General features: G+C 69.6%; 13 protein-coding genes. 11 read left to right on the top strand and 2 right to left on the bottom strand.

Annotation, left to right across the window (positions count from 1 at the left end; genetic code table 11):
• Nucleotides 1-150 precede the first annotated feature (150 nt).
• Entirely contained in the window at nucleotides 151-645 is a 495-nt protein-coding gene (locus tag ACFHVL_RS04830; RefSeq protein WP_416625848.1) for an NUDIX domain-containing protein, read from the bottom strand.
• A gap of 157 nt (nucleotides 646-802) precedes the next feature.
• Between ACFHVL_RS04830 and ACFHVL_RS04825 the strand changes: the two genes are divergently transcribed.
• From ACFHVL_RS04825 to ACFHVL_RS04790, 8 genes are all read left to right on the top strand, one after another.
• Nucleotides 803-1,156, top strand: coding sequence for an ArsR/SmtB family transcription factor (locus ACFHVL_RS04825; RefSeq protein WP_416625847.1), 354 nt, complete (start codon nucleotides 803-805; stop codon nucleotides 1,154-1,156).
• Complete coding sequence (locus tag ACFHVL_RS04820) at nucleotides 1,156-1,449, top strand: hypothetical protein (protein ID WP_416625846.1); 294 nt, start codon at nucleotides 1,156-1,158, stop codon at nucleotides 1,447-1,449. The genes ACFHVL_RS04825 and ACFHVL_RS04820 overlap by 1 nt, the downstream gene beginning before the upstream one ends.
• 23 nt (nucleotides 1,450-1,472) lie before the next feature.
• Complete coding sequence (locus tag ACFHVL_RS04815) at nucleotides 1,473-2,441, top strand: NAD(P)-dependent alcohol dehydrogenase (protein ID WP_416625854.1); 969 nt, start codon at nucleotides 1,473-1,475, stop codon at nucleotides 2,439-2,441.
• Between the two features lie 145 nt (nucleotides 2,442-2,586).
• Nucleotides 2,587-3,435 (top strand): glutaminyl-peptide cyclotransferase, encoded by an 849-nt coding sequence (locus tag ACFHVL_RS04810; RefSeq protein ID WP_416625845.1) that lies wholly within the window; start codon nucleotides 2,587-2,589, stop codon nucleotides 3,433-3,435.
• 91 nt (nucleotides 3,436-3,526) lie between these two features.
• Nucleotides 3,527-4,570 carry an ABC transporter substrate-binding protein gene (locus ACFHVL_RS04805; protein WP_416625844.1) on the top strand — a complete coding sequence of 348 codons (1,044 nt, stop codon included), beginning with the start codon at nucleotides 3,527-3,529 and terminating at the stop codon, nucleotides 4,568-4,570.
• Nucleotides 4,567-5,349 (top strand): class I SAM-dependent methyltransferase, encoded by a 783-nt coding sequence (locus tag ACFHVL_RS04800; RefSeq protein WP_416625843.1) that lies wholly within the window; start codon nucleotides 4,567-4,569, stop codon nucleotides 5,347-5,349. Before ACFHVL_RS04805 ends, ACFHVL_RS04800 begins: the two co-directional genes overlap by 4 nt.
• The gene (locus tag ACFHVL_RS04795; protein ID WP_416625842.1) at nucleotides 5,346-6,410 is read left to right on the top strand and encodes a FecCD family ABC transporter permease; all 1,065 of its coding nucleotides are present in this window, start codon (nucleotides 5,346-5,348) and stop codon (nucleotides 6,408-6,410) included. The genes ACFHVL_RS04800 and ACFHVL_RS04795 overlap by 4 nt, the downstream gene beginning before the upstream one ends.
• Nucleotides 6,407-7,171: an ABC transporter ATP-binding protein gene (locus ACFHVL_RS04790; RefSeq protein WP_416625841.1), complete on the top strand. Its 765-nt coding sequence runs from the start codon at nucleotides 6,407-6,409 to the stop codon at nucleotides 7,169-7,171. Before ACFHVL_RS04795 ends, ACFHVL_RS04790 begins: the two co-directional genes overlap by 4 nt.
• A 51-nt stretch (nucleotides 7,172-7,222) precedes the next feature.
• Here the strand turns inward: ACFHVL_RS04790 and ACFHVL_RS04785 are convergent, their stop codons facing one another.
• Complete coding sequence (locus ACFHVL_RS04785) at nucleotides 7,223-8,554, bottom strand: TolB family protein (RefSeq protein WP_416625840.1); 1,332 nt, start codon at nucleotides 8,552-8,554, stop codon at nucleotides 7,223-7,225.
• Between the two features lie 269 nt (nucleotides 8,555-8,823).
• On the opposite strand from ACFHVL_RS04785, the gene ACFHVL_RS04780 reads away from it, so the two are divergent.
• Genes ACFHVL_RS04780 through ACFHVL_RS04770 form a run of 3 tightly spaced genes read left to right on the top strand, consistent with a single transcriptional unit; the run spans nucleotide 8,824 to nucleotide 22,413 of the window.
• Entirely contained in the window at nucleotides 8,824-11,964 is a 3,141-nt protein-coding gene (locus ACFHVL_RS04780; protein ID WP_416625839.1) for a hypothetical protein, read from the top strand.
• A complete protein-coding gene (locus tag ACFHVL_RS04775; protein ID WP_416625838.1) occupies nucleotides 11,964-15,596 on the top strand; it encodes a LamG-like jellyroll fold domain-containing protein in 3,633 nt (1,210 codons plus the stop codon). Before ACFHVL_RS04780 ends, ACFHVL_RS04775 begins: the two co-directional genes overlap by 1 nt.
• 52 nt (nucleotides 15,597-15,648) lie before the next feature.
• Nucleotides 15,649-22,413 (top strand): polymorphic toxin-type HINT domain-containing protein, encoded by a 6,765-nt coding sequence (locus ACFHVL_RS04770; protein WP_416625837.1) that lies wholly within the window; start codon nucleotides 15,649-15,651, stop codon nucleotides 22,411-22,413.
• Nucleotides 22,414-22,466: the final 53 nt, after the last annotated feature.

The following is a 22,466-nucleotide window of genomic DNA, read 5'->3' as shown; positions in this document are numbered from 1 at the left end:
AAGATCGTTCGGCGTCGGCGGGCGACCTACCCACCATTTTCACGCCTGCGCGGCGTCCTCCCCAAGGGGACTGGGTGACTTGCAGTTATCGAGAAGAAATGCCCAGATTGTCCATCGATAACTGCAAGATCGTCGTGATCTTGGAATGGGTCACTTGAGGACCAGTTGGCCGGAGTGTTCGAAGGCGGCCAGGTCGGTGAGGGTGGCCTCCACGGTGTCGGCCAGCGGTGCCGGCATCGACCCGGGGGCGAAGAAGCCCGCGTCGGTGGTTTCGTCGGTGCTGGTCAGCAGGGTGCCGCCGAAGCCGTCGACCCGGAAGCAGGTCACGAACAACTGGTACGTGTCGCCGAACATGTTGGTGAAGGTGTAGTCCGGTCCGGTGTGCAGGGCGAACGGGGTCACCCCGGCCGCCTTCAGCCCGGTCTCCTCGAACACCTCCCGGGCGGCGCAGCCGGCAATCGATTCGCCGAGTTCCATCGCGCCGGCCGGCAACGCCCACAGTCCGTTGTCCGAGCGTTGGATCAGCAGCACCCGGTCCTCGGCGTCGCGGACGACGCAACGCGCACCAACGAACATCAATGTCTGGTCGCCGGCCAGTGCCCGCAGTTGACCGAGGTACGAATCCGCCCACGAGATGCTGGCCATGTATCTCACCTTAGGTGAGTCGGCGCCGACCCGGCGCTTGCGTCGGTCGGCTGATCGGCCAGCGGCCACCTCTGATCGGTGGCAGACCCTTCCCCGGAGCTGAGTAGTCCTGCTAACCTTTCACCTGTAAGACAAACATTACAGGTGAAGGAGAGTGATGACGTCGGCTGCGTCCTCCGGTGACGACCTGGTCGAGAAGCTGGCGGCGCTGGCCAACCCGCTGCGGCTGCGGATCATCGCCCGGCTCGCCGTCGGGCGCGACTACGTCAGTCACCTCTCCCGGGAGATCGGCATCAGTCGGCCACTGCTGCACATGCACCTGCAGCGACTGGAAGCCGCCGGGTTGATCGTCGGCAGCCTGGAGCTGTCCGCCGACGGCAAGGCGATGAAGTTCTACGAAGTCGTCGACTTCGACCTGCGGCTCAACCCGGCGGCGCTCGCCGCGGCCGCCGCGATCCTCACCGAAGCTGACCCGTCCACCCCGGGTCCCGCCCGCAAGGAGAAGTCCTGATGTATGTCCACGCGGCGACGGCCGCCGAAACCTCGACCTGGCCGGGCACCATCTTCCTGCTGGGATCGATGGGGCTGGCCACAATCCTGATCATCGCGGTGCTGGCCACCCTGCACGAGTTCCGCAAGACCCGGGTCCTGGCCAGCGACGAGGCCGCGATGCGCCAGCTGGTGGGCCGATACGAGCAACTCGCCGAGAACTCCCTCGACGCCCAGCAACGGGTCGCCGCCGATCTGTCCGAGCTGCGGTCGCGGACCAACGCGATCGAGCAGATCCTGCGGACCGTCGAATGAGCGCCGACCAGCTCGCCGGGACCATGCTGGCCGCCGCCCAGGACCGCTACGGGTCCGCCGAGGTGCTGACCGTGCGGCGGCTGCCGCGTCCGTCCATCACGGACAAAGACCTGCTGGTACGCGTACAGGCTGCCTCGATCAACCACGCCGACCTGGTGCTGATGGCCGGTGAACCACTCATCGGCAGACTGGCCCTGGGCCTGTCCCGCCCGAAGTCCCGCGTGCGTGGCCGCGACGTCGCCGGTGAGGTCGTCGCGGTCGGCGCGGCGGTGACCGACTTCCGCCCCGGCGACGCGGTCTACGCCGAGATCGAGACCGGCAGCTTCGCCGAGTACGCCGTCGTGCCGGCCGGCCGGGCCTGCCGCAAGCCGGCCAACACCACGTTCACCGAGGCGGCGACGGTGCCGCTGGCCGGGGTGACCGCGTTGCAGGGGTTGCGCGACCACGGTCGGCTCCAGCCCGGTCAGACCGTGCTGATCAACGGCGCGTCGGGCGGGGTCGGCACCTTCGCGGTGCAGCTCGCCAAGGCGTTCGGGGCGCAGGTGACGGCGGTATGCCGGACCCGCAACGTCGACCTGGTGCGCTCGCTCGGTGCCGATGACGTGATCGACTACACCCGGGAGGACTTCACCCGCTCCGGTCGGCGGTGGGAGCTGATCTTCGACGTGGCCGGCCGGCACCGGCTGGCCGACTGCCGGCGGGCGTTGACCGAGCGCGGGACGCTGATGCTGTGCAGTGGGGCGGGCGGGCGGTGGCTGGGGCCGATGGCCCGGATCGTCCGCGCGCTGGCCTGGTCGCCGTTCGTGAGCCAGCGGCTGGGGATCTTCCTGGCTACTCCGGATCAGCGGTCGCTGCGGGAGCTGACCGAGCTGATCGAGGCCGGCAAGGTCGTGCCGTCGGTGGAGCGGACGTTTCCGCTGGCCGAGGCGCCAGCGGCGATGCGGTACTTCGCCACTGAGCATCCCCGGTCGAAGTACGTCATCGAAATGTGAGCCTTGCGGCCGGCCCGGCCGTGGTCGGGCGGCTCCAACACGCGGCCATCCGTTTCGTCCGCGCTGTCGCGGTCGCTGCTGCTGCCGGGATGCGGGAGACTGGGAGGCGACCGCAGGGCTGTGACCATGGGTGGGAGGTGGCCGGATGCGTCGGCTTCGGGGGATCGGGCTCGTCCTGCCGTTGGCGCTGGTCGTCGGCGGATGCGCGGCCGGCTTGTCGGCTGAGCCGAATTCGACGGCTGATCCGTCGGGCGGTCCGGCTGCTGCCCGGGTCGGTCCGGACGCGGCGCCGGTGCAGCGGTTGCGGGTCGAGGTGCTGGAGCGCTATCCGCACGACACCGCCGCGTTCACCCAGGGGCTGGAGCTGCACGACGGCGACCTCTACGAGGCGACCGGGCAGTACGGCGAGTCCGAGCTGCGGATCGTCGATCTCGACTCCGGCGAGGTGCGTCGGCGGGTGAGCCTGCCGGACGCCGACTTCGGTGAGGGCGTGACCGTGCTGGATTCCCAGGTCTGGCAGATCACCTGGCGGGAAGGCGTCGCGTACCAGCGGGACCCGGACACCCTCGCCGAGGTGCGGAAGGTGAGCTACGACGGCGAGGGCTGGGGTGTCTGCCACGACGAGGGCACCGACCGGCTGGTGATGAGCGACGGCACCGACCAGCTGACGTTCCGGGATCCGGAGTCCTTCACCGAGACCGGGTCGGTGCAGGTGAGCATCGACGGGGCACCGCTGACGGAGCTCAACGAGCTGGAGTGCGTCGGCGACGAGGTGTGGGCGAACGTCTGGCGTACCGATCGGATCGTCCGGATCGATCCGGCCAGCGGCCGGGTGGTGGCCGAGGTCGACGCGGCCGGGTTGCTGAGCGACGACGAGCGGGCCGGGGCCGATGTGCTCAACGGCATCGCCGCGGTGCCGGGGTCCGATGAGTTCCTGATCACCGGCAAGTACTGGCCGACGCTGTTCCGGGTCCGGTTCGTGCCGGCTTCCTGAGCGGGTACGCCCCGATCTGCTGAGTCTAGGCGCAGTCTGCGGCACTGTGCCCCTGCTTTGACCTGGGGTTGGATCGTGCTAGCTTGCCGACATGAAAACCGTTACCGTTTCGGCCTGGCTGGCGGTGGCGCTGACGGCCACCCTGGCCGGCTGTGCCGGCACCAGCACCAGCACCAGCACCAGCACCAGCACCAGCACCAGCACCGGCGACGGGGGCACCGACGCCAACGCGACACCGGCCGGCACCGAGATCAACAACTGCGGTGCCACGTTGACCATCGACGAGCCCCCGCAGCGCGCGCTCACCATGGAGCAGAACGCCACCGAGATCATGCTCAGCCTCGGCCTGGCCGACCGCATGATCGGCACCAGCTACCAGACCGACCCGGTGCTGCCCGAACTCGCCGACGCCTACGCCGACGTGCCGGTCCTCGCCGATCTCTACCCCAACCGCGAAGCAGTCCTCGAAGCCGCACCCGACTTCGTCTACTCCACCTTCACCTCCGCGTACGGCCCCGAAGCCGCCGGCCCACGCACCGACCTCGCCGCGCTCGACGTGCCGGCCTACCTGTCCCGGTTCGCCTGCGAGGAACCGGCCACCGGCGAGCCGACGGTGCACTTCGACGGGATCTTCGCCGAGATCACCGAGATCGCCACCATCTTCGGCGTCGCCGAGCAGGGCGAACAGCTCGTCACCGACCAGCAGGACCGGCTCGCCGCCGCGGTCGAAGCCGCGCCGGCCGCACCCGGTCACGACCTGCTCTGGTACTACTCCGGCACCGCCACCCCGTACGTCGCCGGATCCGGCGGCCTGCCCGCCGCGATCAGCGAACTGCTCGACGTCACCAACGCCTACGGCGACGCCGAACAGACCTGGCCCGCCGGCAGCTGGGAAGAGATCGCCGCCCGCAACCCCGACGTGATCGTCCTCGCCGACCTGACCCGGGGCGGCGACGGCGACAGCGCCCAATCGAAGATCGACTACCTGCGGAGCAACCCGACCACCGCGCAGCTCGACGCGGTCAAGGCCGGACACTTCATCACCGTCTCCGGGTCCTCGATGGACCCGTCCATCCGCAGCGTCACCGCCGTCGAAGCGGTCGCCGCCGGCCTCACGGAGCTGGCCGACCCATGACCGATCTGATCAACGACCAGCTCACCACCGCCGACGCCCGTCGGCTGCTGGACCTGTGGGACACCCAGCAGTCCGCGTACGTCGCCCACCGGGAGAACCGCTTCCAGGTGATGATCGACATGGTGCGACTGCACCTCGGCGACGGCCCGATCACCGTGCTCGACCTGGCCTGCGGACCCGGCGCCATCGCCGACCGGGTGCTCACCGCGCTGCCGCAGGCCCGCTGCGTCGCCGTCGACCACGACCCGATCCTGCTGCGGATCGCCACCGGCGCGCTCGCCACCCACGGCGACCGGGCCGTCGTGCACGACCTCGACCTGGTCGCCGACGGCTGGACCGGCCGACTCGGCGTCGACCACGTCGACGCCGTGCTCAGCTCCACCGCGCTGCACTGGCTTTCGCCGGCCCAGCTGCTCGGCGTCTACACCGCGACCGCCGGACTGTTGCGCCCCGGTGGACTGCTGCTCAACGCCGACCACCTGCGGTTCGGCCCGGACGCTCCGACCCGCCAGGCCGTCGCCCGGCGCCACGACGAGCAGACCCGCGAGGCCGGGTTCGCCGCCGGAGCGCTGCGCTACGACGCCTGGCACGCCGAAGCCGCCCGCACTCCGGCACTGGCCGCGCTCGCCCCGGAACGCGAGCGGCGCTTCGCCGACCGGCCGCAGCAGCCCCTCGCGCCGCTGGAGTTCCACCTCGCCGCGCTGCGGACCGCCGGCTTCGCCGAGGTAGGCCCCGTCTGGCAGTACCTCGACGACTACGTGGTCTTCGCCCGCCGATGACCGTCGCGCCGCCACGGGCGAATCCCGTTCGGGTGCGGGCGGCGCGCAGTGCCCGCACCCGAGGGCCGGTGCTGGCCCTGGCCGTCGTCGCGTTGGCGCTCAGCGTCGCCGGCGCCACCACCATCGGCACCGCCGATTTGACCGTCGCCGACGTGTTCCGTACCCACGGCGTGCACCTCGGCCTGCCGCTGGACCCGCTGCCGCCACTGGCCGATTCCATCGTGTGGAACCTGCGTACCCCTCGGGTCCTGCTCGCCGGCCTGGTCGGCGGCGGTCTCGCAGTCTGCGGCGCGGTGCTGCAGGCGTTGACCCGCAACCCGCTCGCCGACCCGTACCTGCTGGGCATCTCCGCCGGGGCCTCCACCGGCGCGGTGTCGGTGCTGGTCTTCGGCCTCGGCGCCGGCACCGCCGCGCTCACCGGCGGCGCGTTCGTCGGCGCGGTCGCCGCCTTCGTCGCCGCGCTGGCCCTGGCCGGTCGCCGCTGGACCGAACCGTCGCGGATCCTGCTCGCCGGGGTCGCCGTCGGCCAACTCTTCGCCGCCATCACCAGCCTGATCGTGGTCTCCACCGCGTCGCCGCAGCAGACCCGGGGGGTCACCTTCTGGCTGCTCGGCTCGCTCACCATGGCGAGTTGGCCGTCGGTCGCGCTCGCCGCCGCCGTCGCCGCCGGGGCGTTGCTGATCTGCTGGGCGGCCACCCCCGCGCTCGACGCGTTCGCGTTCGGCACCGACGTCGCCCAGTCACTCGGCTTCTCCCCGGCCAAGGTACGGGCGGCGCTGTTCACCACCACCGCGCTGCTGGCTGCGGTGCTGGTCGCGGCGAGCGGGGCGATCGGCTTCGTCGGGCTGACCGTGCCGCACGCCGCCCGGCTGCTGGTCGGCTCCCGGCACCGGATCCTGCTGCCCACCTGCGCGGTCATCGGTGCCACCTTCCTGATCTGGGCGGACACCGCCGCCCGGACCGTTTTCGCGCCGCAGGAGGTGCCGGTCGGGGTGGTCACCGCGCTGCTCGGCGTGCCGGCGTTCGCGCTGCTCATCCGCCGCCGGCAGGCGCCGGCATGAGAGTCCAGGCCGAGAGGATCTCCTGGTCGGTACGCGGCAAGCCGTTGCTCGCCGACGTGACGCTCGACGCCGCCGGGGGCAGCCTGGTCGGGCTGCTGGGGCCGAACGGCTCCGGCAAGTCGAGCCTGCTGCGGGTGCTCGCCGGACTGCGACGGCCGGACTCCGGGCGGGTGCTGCTCGACGGCGTCGACGCCACCACGATTCCGCGCCGGGCGTTGGCCCGGACGCTGGCCCTGGTCACCCAGCACTCGGCCGCCGACGTCGACATGTCGGTGCTCGACGTACTGCTGCTGGCCCGGATCCCGCACCGGCCGCTGCTCGCCGCCACCGCCGCTGCCGACCTTGCCGCCGCCGAACAGGCCCTCGATGCCGCCGGGCTGCCCGGTTTCGCCGACCGCCGCTGGTCGTCGCTGTCCGGCGGGGAACGTCAACGGGTCGACATCGCCCGCGCGCTGCTGCAGCAACCCCGGGTGCTGCTGCTCGACGAGCCGACGAACCATCTGGACATCCGCCACCAGCTGGATCTGCTGCACCACCTGGCCAGCGCCTCGATCACCGTGGTCGCGGCACTGCACGACCTCAACCTGGCGGCCCGCTTCTGCGACGAGATTCTGCTCCTGCACGCAGGCCGGGCGGTGGCCGCCGGACCGCCGGCCGCCGTGCTCACCCCTGACCGGATCGCCACGGTCTACCAGGTGTCGGCCCAGGTCGGCGTCGACCCGGACGGCCAGCCGAGCGTCCATCTGCGCCGCGGCGGGTAGCGTCGGCCGGCCGGTGGCATCGCTGGGCACCGGCCGGCCGCCGCCGGGCCGTCACCCCACGCTGACCCGCACCGTGGTGCCGGTGGCGAGGTTGCGTAGGAAGACGTCCGAGTAGCCGTTGGTGTCGCCGTCGACCAGATTCGTCGCTGACGAGGAGAACAGCACGAAGCGTCCCTGCGCGCTGATCGCCGCCGCATCGGACGGCCCGTTGGCCGGGCTGCCGTCGGCGGCGACGCTGACCAGGTGGGTGACGCCGGTGTCCCGCCGGTCCCGGACGAAGACGTCCGGGACACCGTTGGTGTCGCCCGGCATCAGGTTCGCGGCGGCCGAGCCGAAGGCGACGTACCGGCCGTTGTCACTGATGTCGTACGCGATGGACGGCCCATCGGCCTGGCTGCCGTCGTACGCCAGGCTGGCGATCTTCGTGATGCCCCGCTTCAGGTTGCGTACGAACACGTCCGAGTAGCCGTTGGTGTCGTGGTAGACGAGGTTCGACGCGTCGGATCTCAGCAGGACGAAGTCGCCGTCGCCGCCGACCGCGACGACGTTGGACTGCGCGTTCGCCCTGGTGCCGTCGGTCGCGACGCTTGCAAATTCGGTGGCCCCGGTGGTCAGGTCGTGGATGATGGTGGTCCACAGCGGAGCGCCCGACGGTCCGGGCAGGTAGAGGTCGTACGCCACGGACCTACCGTCCGCGCTGACCATCGGGCTCCAGCCCGGCGCGATCGAGGTCGCCGGGACGTCGGTGACCACCTCGGTGGTCCCCAGCAATCGATCCCGGACGTAGATGTGCCGGACGCCGGCCGGCGTACCACCCGCGACGAGATTCGTGGCATTCGACTGGAAAACGGCGAAGCGTCCGTCGTCGCTCAGTCCCGCCGGGCCGGACCAGCCGTTTGCCTGGGTGCCGTCCGTCGCCACCGAGACGAGTTCGGTGGTCTGCTGGTCCATGTCCCGGATGAAGATGTCGTCGATGCCGTTGCGGTCCGTCGGCACCAGGTTGCCGGCCCGGCTGAGAAACATCACCCAGCGGCCGTCCGCACTGGTGAAAGCGGCACCCGACACACCTGCCGACGGCGCGGAGCCGACATGGGAGATGTCCACGAGTTCAGTGGCGCTGCTTCGCAGGTCCCGGCGATAGAGATGGCTGCTGGTGGCGAGGCCCGGCGCGAGGTTCTTCGCTGCGCTGTGGAAGTAGGCGTATCGCCCGTCCTGGCTGACCGCGACGGCGCGGGATCCCTGGTCGGCCTGGATGTCCCCGGGCGGCGCCATGCTGGCGGCGGCGGGAGAGATCGGCAGTTGGGAGCCGGCTATCACGGCGGTGATGGACAGCAGCCGGGTCAGCGGCCGAGCTGCCGGTCGGCGGTGGGAGAGGCTGATCAAGAGTTCCTCCACTGAGCATGGTGACGTGGCATGGCTGAACAAGACCCTGGCGACATTACTGATCGGATCGGAAGTATGACTGTCCGCAACTAGACAGGTTGTGACCTGCGCGCCACCCGGTTGGGGCGGCCATAGATGACGCTAAGTATTGATTGACAGTAAATTTCCCAACCCGTAGCGTCACGATCCACTCTACTTCGAGGTCTGGCACGGGGGAGGACCAAATGGCAGTGGGTCGCTGGCGTGCGCCCGGATTCGCATCACGACGGATGGCGGCGCTGAGCACCGCAGCTGTACTGCTGGCCGTCGCCGCAGTGGTCAACGTCGACAATCCACGCCGACCCATCGATGCGTTGGCGGCACCGGCCACGGAGGAGGGACGTGCGCTGCTGGCCGCACACGACAGTGGCCAACCCGTACGTGTCGACGGCCAGACCTCCGAGACCACCGAGGTCTGGGCCCGACCCGACGGTCAGCTGGAGGCACTGATCTCCGCCGACGTGGTCCGGGTCCGTCGCGACGGCGGCTGGGTGCCGGTCGACCTGCGGCTGCACCACGCCACGGACGGCACGGTCACGCCCGTCGCCCACCCGAACGACCTGCGAATCTCCGGCGCCCGCCCGGCCGGCAGCCACGAGTTGGCCGCGGTCGGGCACGGCACCGGCCGGGTCGCGATGAGCTGGACCGGCGCGCTGCCCGAGCCGCGGTTGGACGGACCGGTCGCCACCTACCCCGACGTGCTGCCCGATGTGGACCTGCTGGTGCGGGCCACTCGGACCGGGTTCGAGCAGCTGCTCACGGTCAAGAACCGCGACGCGGTCGACCGGGTGCGTGAAGTCCCGCTCACGTTGACCGGACCGGGCATCGCCGGGCATCGCCACGACGAACAGGGCGGTGTCACCCTCACCGGCCCGGACGGTGCCACCCTGGCGACCGTGCCCGCACCGGCGATGTGGGACGCACAGACCACCCCGGCCGGTACGCCGGCCCGCACCGCCTCGATCGAAACCACGGTCACCGCCCGCCCCGACGGTGTCGACCTGCTACTGCGGCCCGACATCGGCTGGCTCGACGCCCCCGAAACGGTCTACCCGGTGACCCTCGATCCGACGGTCGACCCGCTGTCCACCACCTTCGACGCGTACGTGCGGGAGAGCGTCACCACCAACCAGAGCGGCACCAACGATCTGCAGATCGGCCTGCTCGCCACCAGCCCGCCGACGATCACCCGGTCGTTCATCAGCTGGAACTCGGCGGTGCTGGCCGGCAAACAGATCAACTCGGCGACCGTCTACTTCTGGAACTGGTGGTCGCACACCTGCACCCCGAAGGCCTGGGAGATCTGGAGCACCGACGCGGCCAGCACCGCCACCCGGTGGACCAACCAGCCGCAGTGGCTGCACCGCGAGGCGACCTCCACGATGACCAAGGGCTACGACGCCAGCTGCGACGACGGCTGGTCGACGATCAGCGGCACCGCGTTCTTCCAACGGGCGGCAACCGCCGGCGCCAGCCAGGCCCACATGGGCGTCCGGGCCACCGACGAGACCGACACCGCCACCTTCAAACAGTTCCGCTCCCGGGACACCACCGCCACCTCGCAGGTACCGTACGCGGCGGTCACCTACAACTCGTGGCCTACGGTCACCGCCCGGTCGACGGTGCCGGCGACCGCCTGCGTCACCGGCACCGGCCGACCGCTGGTCAACACCCTCACTCCGCAGCTGCGGGCCAGCGTCGCCGATGGCGACGGTACGGCGATGTCGGTGGAGTTCGAATGGTGGGCGGTCGGTGCCTCGGCCCGGCTCGGCGGTCAGACCGTCACCAGCGTCGCATCCGGTGCAACCGCGAGTATCACCGTGCCGGCTGGCGTGTTCGTCGACGGCGGCCGCTACCAGTGGCGGGTCCGGGCCAACGACGGGGTCAGCGGCAGCGCGGTGTGGACCAGCTTCTGCGAAATGACCGTGTACGTGACAGTGCCACCGGTCGACGGCTGCGCCGGTGGGGTCGCCAACGACTATGACGGCGACGGGGTGCCCGACGTCGCCATCGCCGACCCGGAAGCGACCGTCGCCGGGCATGCCAAGGCCGGCCAGGTTCATGTGAGGTACGGCGACGGCGGCACCGTCGACACGCTGCACAAGGACAACATCCAGGGGTCCGGGCTCGCCGAGGCAGGCGACCAGTTCGGCTTCGCGCTGGCCAGCTACGACATCAACAACGACGGCTGCACCGACCTGGCGGTCGGGGCACCGTACGAAGATCTCACCGGCCAGGCCGACAGCGGCGCGGTGTACGTGCTGCTCGGCTCCCCGGACGGGCTCGCCGGCGGCCCGGCGTCGAGGATGCTGCACCAGAGCCAGGCCGAGTTCCCGGAGACCGCCGAGGCCGGCGACTGGTTCGGCTTCTCGCTTGCCGCCGGACGCACCGCCACCGGTGAGCCGTTCCTGCTCATCGGTGCCCCCGGCGAGGACGTCGGCACCGCCGTCGACACCGGTGTCGTGCACTACCTGCGCGGCACCGCGAACGTCCTACTCAGCCAGGGCGGCAACGGCGTCGTCGGGGCGCTGGAGAACGACGACCTGACCGGCTACTCGCTGGCAGCCTCCAGCAACCACTTCGCGATCGGCTCGCCCGGGGAGGCGATCGGTGCCGAGGTCTTCGCCGGCGCGGTCAACGTCTTCCGCCACCAGTACACCTCCGGCCGGCCGACCCCGGTCAGCGCGATCGACCAGAACTGGGCCGGAGTGTGGGGCACCTCCACCGCCAACGACACGTTCGGCAAGTCACTGTCCATGGTCGACTACCGTGCGGCCGGTGCACCAGCCGGCGGGACCGATTCGTTCCTCGCCGTCGGCGTACCGGGCAAGGAGTACGGCCCAACCGGCACCCTCGACACCGGCGTCGTGCAGCGGTTCCACCTCACCGACAGCGGCTTCACCGAGCTGCCGGTGATCGCCCAGCACATCGTCGGCGTCCCGAGCGGGGACGAGGAGGGCGACTACTTCGGCGAGCAGGTGCACCTGGTCAATCTCGCCCCCGGTACGGCAGCGACGGCACAGAACCTGCTGCTCGCCGTCGCCGCGCCCGGTGAGGACACCGGATCGGCGGCCGATGCCGGGGTGGTCCGGGTGTTCGGTGCGGCTGCGGATCCGATCAGCGGATACGCCACCGTGGAGCGCGCCGCCACCGGCCTGCCGGGCACCCCGGTCGCCCAGGAACTCGTCGGCGTGTCGATCGCCGGCGACCAGAACCATCTCTACGTCGCCAGCCCGTACCAGGAACGGGCGGTCTACGCCCTGCCCTGGTCGGCGCTGGCAACCGGTTCGGCCACGCCGCAACACGTGTGGCGGGCCGGCGAGGGCGGATTCCCGGCCGCGGCGGTCGCCTTCGGTGCGGCGGTCAACTGATGGCCATGATTGACAAGTCCGACGGCAGCACGGGGGAGGGCAGTGACGTGATCGGTGGCAGGCGGAAGATTCACTGGCGGCGCGGGCTGGGGCTCAGTCTCGGACTGGCCGGGCTGCTCGCCGCGTACGCAATGGTGGACCGGCCAGCCGACGGCGGCCCGGACCCGGCGGCACCGGCGGCCGCCCCTGCGCTGCTGCCGGCTGCCGGGGAAGGCCCGATCCGGCAGACCGAGGCGGAAGCCGTCGCCCACGCGGTCGAGACCGGCGAGCGGGTGGAGATCGGCGCCTTCCGGGGCGAGACCCGCGAGACGTACGCCAACCCCGATGGCACGTTGACGTCGGTGGAGCACGCCCAGCCGGCGCGGGTGGTGCGCGACGGCCGCTGGGTACCGACCGACGCGACTCTGGTCACCGCGGCCGACGGCAGCATCGGCCCCCGGGCCGCCGTGCTCGGGCTGCGACTCTCCGGCGGCGGCGACACCCCACTGGTACGCGTCGAACGCGCCGGCCGCAGCATGACACTGGACTGGCCGGGCCCACTGCCCGAGCCGACCATCGACGACGACCAGGTCACCTACCCAGAGCTACTGCCCGGGGTCGACCTGGTGGTCAACGTCGGCGTCACCGGCTTCTCACACGTTCTCGTGGTCAAGACGCCGCAGGCGGCACAGCAGCCGGAGCTGGCCGAGCTGCAGTTCGACCTCGACACCGCCGGGCTCACCGTGCAGGACGACCCGGAGGGCGGGCTCGCCGCCGTCGACGAGGTGACCGGCGCTGCGGTGCTGGAGGCCGCCGCCCCGGTGATGTGGGACTCGGGCGACGGGGCAGCCCCGGGTCGGGCGGGAGCTGACACAGTAGACGTCGTCGACCCCGCCGAATCCGCGCCGCCGGGCGCCAGCTCGGTCCCGATCGGCTGGCGGGTCGACGGTGACCAGCTCACCTTGCTGCCCGACCAGGCGATGCTCGCCGACCCGGAGACCACCTGGCCGGTCTACATCGACCCGATCTGGCAGGACACCCGCAACAGCGGCTGGACCATGGTCGCCAGCGGGTATCCGAACGAGAAGACCTGGAAGTTCTCCGGCACTGAGGGCGTCGGCGAATGCCCGGTCTCGTCCGGCCAGTGCGCTGGCGTCGGAGTCAAACGGATCTACTACGCGTTGCCGACACCGTACTCGGGGCGGACCATCCTGAGCGCGGAGTTCCGGGTCACCATGACCCACACCTACGACAGCACGGCGCACAACGTGTCGCTGTACCGCGCCGGCTCCGGGATCAGCTCCGGCACGAACTGGAACAACAAGCCGGCGCTGAGCGTGCTGCAGCAGACCAAGGCACCGACCGCGAAACAGAGCTCCTGCACGTCGACGAACCAGAACGTCGGCTTCACCGCCACGGCTGCGGTCCGGGAAGCAGCTTCGAAGGGCTGGTCCACCACCACGTTCGGGCTGCGCGCCACCAGCGAGACCGACCACACCGCCTGGAAGCGCTTCTGCGGCAACGCGATCCTGTCGGTCAACTACAACCGCACGCCGACCCAGCCGAAGCGGGCGGATCTGACCATGTCCCCCGGCGGGGTCTGCGTCACCGGCACCAACCGTCCGTACGTGGACACCCCGCCGACGCTGTTCATGGTGCTGCGCGACCCGGACCACAGCTCGGCGCACACCGAGCAGGTCCGCGGCGAGATCCACTACTACTGGTACGACTCGGCCGGCATCCGGATCAACCGCTACTTCACCACCGGCTGGAAGGCCAGCGGATCCCGCTTCCAGTACACCCTGCCGTCGAACATCCCGCAGAACACCCCGATCACCTGGGAGGTGCGCACCGGCGACTCGCACGCCTGGAGCAAATGGAGCTGGGAGGCCGACGCGCACGCCAACTGCCAGTTCGTCTACGACTCCACCGCACCGGCCGCGCCGGACATCGACTCGCCGGAGTATCTGCCCCTCGACGCCGGTGAGCACACCAGCGCCTGTGTCGAGGACGACCAGCACCGGGGCGGGGTCGGCATCTACGGCACCTTCACCTTCGACTCGGCCTCCACCGACACCGTCCGCTACCTGTACGGGTTCAACACCAACCCGTTGCCGGACAACGAACTGGTGCCGAGTAGCGCCGGCGGCCCCGTGTCGTTGCGCTGGATGCCGGTTGACGACCGGACGACCATCGTCACGGTGCAGGCGGTCGACCAGTCCGGCCTGCGGTCGGCGATCGCCACCTGTGTGTTCTCGGTACCGACCCGCCTCGCCGCCGGCGAGTGGGGGCTCGGCGAGGCGGTCGGTGCCGCGACTGCCGAGGACGCCCGGGGCAACCACCCGGCAATCGCCGGAGCCGGGGTGACGTTCGGGGTGCCCGGGCCGGGCTGCGGCGACTCCGGCCCCCAGTGCCAATTCGACCGGGCCATCCGGTTCACCGGCGACGCCACCGGCAGCTACCTGGCCACCACCAGCTCGGCGCTGATCGACACGTCCACCGGGTTCGGGGCCAGCGCCTGGGTGCGGCTCACCGACGACACCACCGACCGGGTCGCGATCAGCCAGGACGGCAGCGGCGAGCCTGGTTTCACCCTCGGCTTCGACGCCGGCACCGGAAGGTGGGAATTCGCGATCCCGGCGACGGACGTGCTGTCGCTGACCGGCTGGTCGGTGACCAGCGCCGCCCCGGCGATCCGTGACGAATGGACGCACCTGGCGGCAGCGTACGACCCGCACCTGAAGACGATGACGCTGTACGTCAACGGGGACGTCCAGCCGGCGGTGCAGCGCCGGTCGGCCTGGAAGTCCCGGGGCGCGGTGCAGATCGGTCGGGCGTACGCCCGCAGTGGCCACACCGCGGGCTGGGCCGGTGAACTGGCCGACATCGCCGTCTTCGACCGGGTGCTGGTGCCCCGGGAGGTGAGCGTGCTGTCCACCCTGCGGCCGATCCGCCTCGGCTACTGGCCGTTGGACGACGTCTCCGACAACCGCAGCCCCGCCTACGACGAGGACGGCCAGGAACTGCTGTTGGAAGGCGGCGCCCACCTGTACGCACCGGACGTCGACGCGGATCCATTCGCCGAACCGCCGTTGGTCGGTGGCGGACATCTGGTGCTCGACGGGGTCGACGACCGGGCCCGCACCGAAGCGCCGGTGGCGGTCACCGACGGCAGCTTCACCGTCGCCGCCCGGGTCCGGCTGCCCAGCCCGACCTGTGGCGACCGGGACCAGGCAGTGCTCTCCCAGGCAGGCGTCGCGGCGAGCGGATTCGTGATCCGCTGCGGCAGCGCCAACCGGTGGGAGCTGGTGCTGCCACACAGCGACACCAACGACCCGCAGGCCACCGTGGTCTTCGACGGCGAGCAGCTGCCAAACGCCGACCAGTACGGCCAGCACCTGGCCGTGGTCTACGACGCGTTCCGCAACGAGGTGCGGCTCTACGTCAACGGTGAGCTCACCGCGACCGGTGCCGCCACCTACACCGCCGGTTGGCGGGCGAACGGTCCGCTGCAGGTGGGCCGGGCGCTGCACAACGGCGGCTTCGGCCAGTACCTCGGCGGCGTCGTCGACGAGGTGCGGGTCTACACCGGGGTCGCCGACGACACGGCGATCCAGGAGATGGCCCGCCCCGATCCCAACCCGTACCTCTGATTCGATGCGTTGTCTTCCCGCCCCGCTTCGCCTCCCTCGCCCTGGAGTGGTGATGAGTTCCCGAATTCTGGTTCTGTCCCCGGCCCGCCGTCGACGGCTGACCGCCGGCATCACCTGGGCGACGGCGATCGTCGTCGTCGCCGGCCTGCTGCAGGGGGTGGAGAGCCCGGCCCGAGCCGAGCCACCCTCCGGGGCACCGGCCGTCCAGCAGCAGGACGAGCCGGCTCCGGACCGCCCGGCGGACCCGGTGCCGCCCCGCGAGCCGAACCCGGTGGTGCAGGCGGCGCTGCGTACCGCACCGGAGGTCGCCTGGCCGGCGGCCGGGACGGTGGAGGTGCCGGTGACGCCGGTGGCCAGTCCGGCCGGCGCGGCGGGTCGGGTAGCCGGCACCGCACCGCCGAACAAGGTGCGGGTGCAGACCCTCGACCGCGCAGTGTCGACGAAAGCGAAGGTCGACGGCCCGGTCACCCGGATCGGGCGGGCCGCTGGCGAGACCGGCGCCGGCACCGTCCGGCTGGCGTTGAGCTACGCCGGGATCGCCGACGCGTACGGCGGTGACTTCGGTGCCCGGCTGCGGCTGGTCCGGTTGCCCGAGTGTGCGTTGAACACGCCGGACGCGACGGCTTGTGCGCCGGAGCCGGTGCCGGCGGTCAACAACGCCGGCACGGACACCCTCACCGCGACGATCGACGTCGGTGCCGGCACCTCGCTGTTCGCGATGGTGGCCTCGGAAAGCTCGGCGCAGGGCAGCTTCGGCGCGACCGAGTTCGCGCCGTCGTCGAAGTGGAACGTGTCGCCGTCGTCGGGTGCGTTCAACTGGTCGTACCCGATGCGGGTGCCGCCGGTGCCGGGCGGACTGGCCCCGTCGGTCGTGCTCGGCTACAACTCGCAGGCCACCGACGGGCGGACCGCGACCACCAACAACCAGGGCTCCTGGCTGGGTGAGGGCTTCAGCTACGAGCCCGGGTACGTCGAACGCCGCTACAACACCTGCCTCGACGACGGCCGCGACGGCATGGGTGACCTGTGCTGGGCGTTCGACAACGCCGTCCTGATGCTCAACGGCCGGTCCAGCACGCTGGTGCGCACCGGCAGCACGTGGCGGTTCGCCAACGACGACGGGTCGAAGATCGAACGCTTCAGCGGCACGGTCGACGGGGCGGTCAACGGTGACAACGACCGCGAGTTCTGGAAGGTCACCACGGTCGACGGCACCGAGCACTACTTCGGGCTGAACCGGCTGCCCGGCTGGGCGTCCGGCAACGCCGAAACGAACTCGGTGTGGACGGTGCCGGTCTTCGGTGACGACAGCGGCGAACCCTGCTACAACGCCACCCTGGCGAACGCCTGGTGCAACCAGGCGTGGCGGTGGAACCTCGACTACGTCAAGGACCGGCATGGCAACGTCACCTCCTACTTCTACGAGCGGGAGACGAACCACTACGCGCTGCGGGCGCAGACCAACGTCAACGGCACCGCGTACCACCGCGGTGGTTGGCTCAAGCGGATCGACTACGGCCAGCGGCACAACGCGGTCTACTCCACCCCGGCGGCGGCCCGGGTGGCCTTCGCCGATGCGGAACGGTGCATCCCGGATGGCCCCATTACCTGCGCGCCGAGTCAGCTGAACAACAGCACTGCGAACGCCTGGCCAGATGTGCCGTGGGACCGCAACTGCGCTGCCGGCACCAACTGCACGGTCAGCCAGTCGTCGCCCAGCTTCTGGACCCGTAAGCGGGTCAGCCAGATCACCACCGAGATCCGTACCGCCAGCGGTTGGACGCCGGTCGACTCGTGGAATCTGACTCATCTGTTCACCAACAACGCCGATGGCAGCCGCTCGCTGTGGCTGCACAAGATCGACCACCAGGGCCGGTACGGCGGCGGCGACCCGCTGACCGTACCGTCGGTCGAGCTGGGCGCACTCCAACTGCCCAACCGGATCGACATCCCCAACGACAACATCGCTCCGCTGATCCGGCCCCGGTTGACCACCGTCTACACCGACTCCGGTGGCCAGGTCGACGTCACGTACGAGGCTCCGGACTGCTCGGTCAACTCGTTGCCGACTGCCGGCAACAGCACCCGCCGCTGCTACCCGGTGAAGTGGTCGCCCGGCGGCGAGGCGAACCCGATCACCGACTGGTTCCACAAGTACGTCGTCGAGTCGGTCAGCGAGTCCGACCGGACGAACGTCGAGCCCGGCACCGCCCTGGCTCCGGACATGGTGACCAGCTACGAGTACCTGGGTGACGCGGCCTGGCGGCACTCCGACCCGGACGGCATCGGTGACACCAAGTTCCTCACCTGGAACCAGTGGCGCGGCTACGAGAAGGTCCGGGTCCGGCGCGGCAACGGTGTCACCTTCACCACCCGCACTGAGCACACTTACCTGCGCGGCATGCACGGCGACAAGAACCCGGCCGGCGGCACCCGCACGGTCACCCGTACCGATTCGGTCGGCACCTCCTACACCGACCACGACGAACTCGCCGGCTTCGAGATCGAAACCGCCGTCTACAACGGCTCCCAGGTCAGCAGCAAGTCGGTGACCAGCCCGTGGCGGTACGAGACTGCCAGTTACAGCCGGCCGGGGGGCACCGACCGGGCGTTCTTCGTCAAGCCGCAGGTCAGCAGGGGCTTTACCGCCCTGGCCGCCGGCGGCTGGCGGGAAACCAAATCGGTCACCACCTACGATCCGGCGACCAGTGGTTACACCGACCCGGTCGGCCGGGTCACCCAGGTCGAGGATCTCGGCGACGTCAGCACCCCCGCCGACGACCGGTGCACCCGGACCACCTACGCCGACAACCACAGCCTGCGGCTGCGGACCCTGGTCGCCCGGGAGGAGACCGTTTCGGTCGCCTGCTCGGTCGCCAACCCCAACCGGGCAACCCAACTGCTGACCGACAACCGGACCTCGTACGACGGACTGGCGTACGGTGCGACGCCGACCAAGGGCAACGCCACCCGGATCGAGAAGCTCGGCAGCCACACCGGTTCCGCCGCCAGCTACGTCACGGTCGGCGAAGGCACCTTTGACGAGTACGGGCGCCCGCTGACGGCGCAGGACGGCTCCGGCGCGGTCACGAACATCGCCTACACCGAGACGAATGGTCTGACCACCCGCAAGATGGAGACCGGGCCGCAGATCAGGGTCGGCACGGCGGACACCCGGTTCATCGCGACCACCGACTACCACCCGGCGTGGGGGCAGCCGGTCACCCAGATCGACTGGAACGGCAAGCGCACCGACGTCGACTACGACAAACTCGGTCGTGCCGTGCGGGTCTGGCTGCCGGACCGTCCAAAATCGCTGAGCCCGGATCGGTCGAGCGTTCAGTACACCTACCGAAACCAGGACAACGCCCCGGTCTCGGTGAAGACCGAGCGGCGCGACAGCGCCGGTAACTGGGTACCCGAATACACCATCTACGACGGCTTCCTGCGCCCCCGGCAGATCCAGGTGCCTGGCCCAGACGGCGGGCGGCTCGTCTCGGAAACCTTCTACAACGCCACCGGCAAGGTGGCGAAGTTCAACGACAAGTTCCATGCCTCCGGCGCACCGTCAGGCACCCTGCTGAAGACGGTCAACGGCGATGTCGACCTGCAGACGGTATACCAGTACGACGGCGTGGACCGGGTCACCGACACCATCACCCAGGTTGCCGGGCAGGAGAAGTGGCGCACGGTCACCACGTACGGCGGGGACCGGATGCACGTCGACCCGCCGACGGGCGGCACCCCGACGACCACCATCACTGATGCCCGTGGCCAGGTTGTCGAGCTGCTGCAGTACCGCGGTGCCGGTCCGAGCGGCAACCATGACCGCACCACCTACACCTACACCCCGGCCGGCCAGCAGGCCAGCGTTACCGACCCGGCCGGGAACGTGTGGACCTACGAGTACGACCAGCGGGGTCGCAAGATCGAAGCGGTCGACCCGGACAGCGGGACAAGCACCTTCACCTACAACGACTACGACCAACTGACGTCCACGACGGACGGTCGTGGCGTCGCTGTCAGCCACACCTACGATGTCCTCGGCCGAAAGACCGGCACCTACCAGGGTTCGGTCGAGACTGGCACCAAGCTTGCGGAGTGGGGCTACGACACCGTCGCCAAGGGGCAACTCTACTTCGCCACCCGCATCGTCGACGGCGGCCACAAGTACCACACCATCTACCCCGCCAGGGACGCGTTCTACCGCGTGCAGGAGACCCGCTACTCGATCCCGGCGGCAGACACTCACGCTGAACTTGCCGGAACCTACCGATTCTTCACGCAGTACAACAGGGACGGCACTGTGCAGAGCACTGGCTTTCCCGAAAGCGGCGGGCTCCCGGGTGAAGGCGTCGTGTACAGCTACGACGATCTACAACGGGTCACAAAGATCAGCAACTCGATGTACACCTATCTCAGCCGGGCTGAGTACGCGCAGACCGGCGAGCTGCTGCAGGCGGAAACCAGCGTTGGTAGCCGTAAGGTCTACGGCACCTACTACTACGAGGAGGGCACCAAGCGGCTGACCCGGTCGATGCTGAGTAGGCAGGCATTCGCGGGTGAGAACCCGATGGTGCCGACCAGCGATATCGACCAGCACTACGAGTACGACGATGCCGGCAACGTGCTGTCGATCGCTGACCGGCCGGGCACCGGTGTCCGGGATCTTCAATGCTTCCAGTACGACTACCTGCGGCGGATGACGCGGGCGTGGAGCACGGCGACCACGGCGAGTGACCCGTGTGCGGGTGGGCCGGGCACCAGCGGAGTGGGCGGTCCGGCGCCGTATCACCATTCGTACGGGTACGACCTGGCCGGTAACCGGCTGAGCGAGACGATCCACGCCGCTGGCGGGGCCGGCGAGGTGGAGCGGACGTATTCGTATCCGCAGCCGGGTCAGGCGCAGCCGCACACGTTGTCGCAGGTGGTCGAGGAGACCTCGGCCGGTGACCGGTTGTACTCGTACGAGTACGACGCGGCGGGCAACACGACGAAGCGGGTCCGGGTCGGTGAGGAGCAGGACCTGGTCTGGAACGCTGAGGGTCGGCTGGAGTCGGTCACCGAGGACGGGAAGACCACCAGTTTCGTGTACGACGCCGATGGTGGTCGGTTGGTCCGGAAGGATCCGGATTCGATCACGGTGTATCTGCCGAACATGGAGTTGAAGCTGAACCGCTCCAACTCGGTAGTGGACGGGACGCGCTACTACCCGGTCGGCGGTCAGTTGACGGTGGTGCGGACTGTCGCTGGTGTGCAGGTGCAGGCTGCGGATCATCACGGGTCCGGGCAGGCTGCGGTAGATGGGGCGACCGGGCAGATCACGCATCGGCGGATGGCGCCGTTTGGCACTGCGCGTGGCACTCAGCCGGGGGTTGGGCAGTGGTTGGGTGAGAAGGGTTTCGTTGGTGGTACGCAGGATGTGTCGACGGGGTTGACGCATCTGGGTGCGCGGGAGTATGACCCGCAGACTGGTCGGTTCATTTCGGTGGATCCGATCATTGATGTGGGTGATCCGCAGCAGATGCATGGATATGCGTATGGGAATAATTCGCCGGTGTCGTTTACGGATCCGGATGGGTTGCGGCCGTTGGCGACGGGTGGTGGTGCGGAGGAGGACGCGTACTGGCAGGACGTTGGTCAGCGGTTGGTGTATAGCCCGTCGTCGGCGGGTGGGTGGACGGTGGTGCCGAGGCCGTCGCGTCCGGCGGTGCCGCCGGAGGTTGCTCAGGCGCGTCGGGATGTGCGGGAGGCGAAGCAGATCGTCGTCGCGGTGGCGATGGAGCTTGGCAAGATCCTGATGGATGAGTTGGGGATCACTGACGCGGTCGACTGTTTTATCAAGGGCGACTTGGGCGCTTGTGCGATGACGGCGTTGAACGTGGTGTTGACGGCGGTGGGTGGCGCTGCCGGGAAGTTGTTGGCGCGGTACGGGGCCAGGCCGTGGAAGTTGAAGGAGCTCGGGGATCGGTTGTGGAACCTGGGCGGCAAGTTGAAGAACGCGGTCGGCACCTTCTTCTCCAGCCGGAAGAAGCTGGACAGTGCTGCTGCGGCCGCGTCGGATTGCAACAGCTTCGTCCCGGGCACGTTGGTGCTCCTCGCCGATGGTTCGTCGAAACCGATTGAGGAGCTCGATGTCGGTGATCTGGTAGTCGCGTCTGATCCGGAGTCTGGTGAGACGGCGGCGAAGGCGGTGGTTGCCACGATCGTTGGGCACGGCATCAAGGACCTGGTCGAGATCACCGTCGACACCGACGGTGACCGCGGTGACGCCGAGGGGGTGCTGGTCGCGACCGATGGTCATCCGTTCTGGGTGCCGGAGTTGGGTGAGTGGCTCGACGCCGCCGAGCTTGAGGCCGGGCAGTGGCTGCAGACATCCGCAGGCACCTGGGTCCAAGTCACCGCCGTGCGCCAGTGGTCCGAGACCCGTACGGTCCACAACCTCACCGTCGACGACATCCACACGTACTATGTGGTGGCCGGTGACACTCCCGTTCTCGTGCACAACTGCGGTGAGGCTTACCTGGATGACGTTGGTGAGGCGTACGTAAAGAGCAAGCATTCCCCTGGCGGTGCACTTGTCACTGATCGGAAGGGCGTCTTCAATGCCGATGAAGATCTGTATCAGTTGGCTGATGACTCGAACAACTTTCCTGCAACGGTTCAAACCAATGGGAACTGTGCGAGAGTGTGTGACGCCGGGCGACCGATTGGCAATGAAGCTGTCCGGGATGGCGGGGCACCAACCAATATTTATACGGTAATCACGGACAAGTATGGCGGCGTAATCACGATGCATCCCGGCGTTCCGAGGTAGGCGCTCTTGGTGTGGTCGATTGATGATCGACGGCGCTCCCGGTGCGGCCCTGC

It is taken from the genome of Micromonospora sp. LOL_023, assembly GCF_048060115.1.
Taxonomy (GTDB): Bacteria; Actinomycetota; Actinomycetes; order Mycobacteriales; family Micromonosporaceae; genus Micromonospora_E.
This window is presented reverse-complemented; position numbering and strand designations above follow the sequence as displayed.